We start from the raw sequence: 2,477 nt of genomic DNA on the forward strand, positions 1-2,477 counted from the left end.
CGGTGGGTGGTGGTCCGCAACGGTCATGGTGGGCTCCTCCAGCGCACATTCTAGGCCAACGCTTTGTGCAGGACACGTGTGCTCCCCGAGGGGCTCGACGCGTGGACTCCGGGCGATGACCGGGGTCGGTACCGCCATGAGAACCCGGACACCGTCGAGCCCGGGAAAGGTGACGCTCGGGACGCGCGGACGCGCACGGCTCCCGTGTCCGGCTGGTCAGGACGTGCGTTCCGGTTCCGCTGAGGGGGTCCCGGCCCGGGGGCCGCGCAGTGCGGGCATCAGGACGCCGTCCACCAGCGACACGAGGAAGTCCCGGTCGAAGGGCCTGCGCTGGACGAGCGCGCGGTAGGCGGCCATCGACGCGACCACCTGCGAGAGGGTGTCGACGTCGGCCGCGGCCGAGGCCTCCCCGCGCTCGACGGCGCGCCGCATGAGGAGGCGGTGGGCCTCGGCCCAGGGCTGGACGATCGCGGCGCTGACGGCGTCGGCGGACGCCTCGTCCTGGACGAGCATCGAGGCCAGTCCCGCCATGATCCGGAGCCTGCGCTCGCCCTCCCGTGCCGACTGGGGCCGGAACAGGCCGAGCAGGTCCTCCCGGAGGTCGCCGGTGTCGGGCAGGCTCCCGGTGTCGACCTGGTCGCGTTTCATGCGCGCCACCGCGTCGACCACCAGTTCCGTCTTGGAGGGCCAGCGGCGGTAGAGCGTGGCCTTCCCGGCTCCGGCCCGGGCCGCGACGGCGTCCATCGTCAGCCGGGCGAACCCGGCTTCGGCCAGGACCTCCAGCGTCGCGTCGAGGATGGCGCCGTCACGGGAGCTGTCCCGCCTGCGGCCGGGGCGCGCGGAACCGCCGCCGGGTGCGGCGGGGGCGCGGGTGTCGCTGTCTCGTGTCATGGCGGTCTCCTCCTCGTCTCACCGCTGGTCGGAACGATACACACCAGTTCCGGAACAGAGTAGTTCAGGAACGGAAGAGTTCCGGAACTGGCACGTATCGAAATGTCCGGACGGTGTGGCACGATGAGCCGATGCACCACGTGAGTGACGACGAACGGCGCGCCCGCATCGGCGTTCGGCACGCCTTGGCGGCGGGTTTCCACGCGGACTCCCCGGAGGCGGCCACGCGGGCGGTGACCGCGCTGCACGCCACCGAACCGGCCACCGTCTACCTGTCGTGCCGGGCGCGCGTGCCCTCGCTGACCGTGGCCGACCTCGACAGGGCGCTCTACGAGGAGCGGAGGCTGGTGAAGCAGCTGGCGATGCGGCGCACGCTCTTCGTGTTCCCGCGCGAACTGCTGCCCGCCGTGTGGCCGAGCGCCTCCGCGCGCGTCGCCGCCGCGGAGCGCGCCCGCATGCGCAAGGACCTGGTCAGGGAGGGGATCGCCGACGACGGCGACGCCTGGCTCGACCGGGCCGGGGCCGAGGTCTTGGCCCTGCTCGCCGACGAACCCGAGGGACTGGTGGCCGCCGACGTGCGCCGGGCGGTGCCGAGGATCGACGTGAGGGTGGCGGGGTCGGCGGGTGAGGTGTGGTCGGCGCCGCGGGTGCTCACCCTCCTCGGCGCAGCCGCCGACATCGTGCGCGGCGCCAACACCGGCCGCTTCGCGGTCTCGCAGCCGCGCTGGACCCTGACCGGGCACTGGCTCGACGGCGTTCCCGCCCCGTGGAGCGCCGCCGAGGGCTACCGGGAGCTCGTCCGCCTCTGGCTGCACAGTTTCGGACCGGGGACCGAGGACGACATCGTCTGGTGGCTGGGGTCCACCAAGACGGCGGTGCGCACGGCGCTGGCCGAACTCGGCGCCGTCATGGTCTCCCTCGACGGCGGCGCCACCGGCTGGCTCCTGCCCGACGACCTCGGCCGGACGGCCGACCCGGGCCCGTGGGTCGCCCTGCTGCCGGTGCTCGACCCGACCGTCATGGGTTGGCGCGGCCGGGACTTCTACCTGGGCCCCCACCGCCAGCAGCTCTTCGACAACCGCGGCAACGCGGGCACGACCGCCTGGGCGGACGGCCGCGTGGTCGGGACGTGGGTGCAGGACGGCTCCGGCGCGGTCCGGGTGCACCTGCTCGAACCGGTGTCGACGGCCACGCGCCGGGCCCTGGGGGAGGAGGCGGCGCGCCTGACCGAGTGGCTCGACGGCGTCCGCATCGGCACCGGCTACGTGTCGCCCGCGATGAGGGCCGCCCGGGCCGCGTGGGAGTGAGGGCGGCCCGGCGCGGCGGACGACCCCGCGAGAGCCGCGGCGAGGGTGTCCGTGGTCAGCTCGTTGGGATACGCGGCCTTCCCGGGAGGCCAGCCACCGCTGGGGCTGCTCGGAGGGCTCTACGGTATCCAGCAGGCGATACTCGTGGTCTGCGCGGCGCTCGTGTCGGCCTTCCTCGCGGCCGGGTCCACCCGGCGGGCCACCGGCGCCGGGAAGGCGGGCGACCCCGGCGGGCCCCGCTGAGAGGGCCGCCGCAGGGGTCGCCCGGCCGGGGGGGGG

The 2,477-nt window shown here is 74.7% G+C and carries 3 protein-coding genes; 2 read left to right on the forward strand and 1 reads right to left on the reverse strand.

Annotated elements, in window-relative coordinates; genetic code table 11:
• Positions 1-216: 216 nt before the first annotated feature.
• Positions 217-891 carry a TetR/AcrR family transcriptional regulator gene (locus DQW06_RS25810; RefSeq protein ID WP_117199468.1) on the reverse strand — a complete coding sequence of 225 codons (675 nt, stop codon included), beginning with the start codon at positions 889-891 and terminating at the stop codon, positions 217-219.
• 131 nt (positions 892-1,022) lie between these two features.
• Here DQW06_RS25810 and DQW06_RS25815 point away from each other — a divergent pair, with 131 nt between their 5' ends.
• A complete protein-coding gene (locus DQW06_RS25815) occupies positions 1,023-2,198 on the forward strand; it encodes a winged helix DNA-binding domain-containing protein (protein ID WP_117199469.1) in 1,176 nt (391 codons plus the stop codon).
• Positions 2,199-2,249: 51 nt separating this feature from the next.
• A complete protein-coding gene (locus DQW06_RS25820) occupies positions 2,250-2,441 on the forward strand; it encodes a hypothetical protein (protein ID WP_232833158.1) in 192 nt (63 codons plus the stop codon).
• Positions 2,442-2,477: the final 36 nt, after the last annotated feature.

The organism is Nocardiopsis sp. TNDT3 (assembly GCF_003427465.1).
Classification (GTDB): domain Bacteria; phylum Actinomycetota; class Actinomycetes; order Streptosporangiales; family Streptosporangiaceae; genus Nocardiopsis; species Nocardiopsis dassonvillei.

Coding starts and splice junctions, on each gene's coding strand:
- DQW06_RS25810 (WP_117199468.1), bottom strand. CDS start 891: ATGACACGAGACAGCGACACCCGCGCCCCCGCCGCACCCGGCGGCGGT.
- DQW06_RS25815 (WP_117199469.1), top strand. CDS start 1,023: ATGCACCACGTGAGTGACGACGAACGGCGCGCCCGCATCGGCGTTCGG.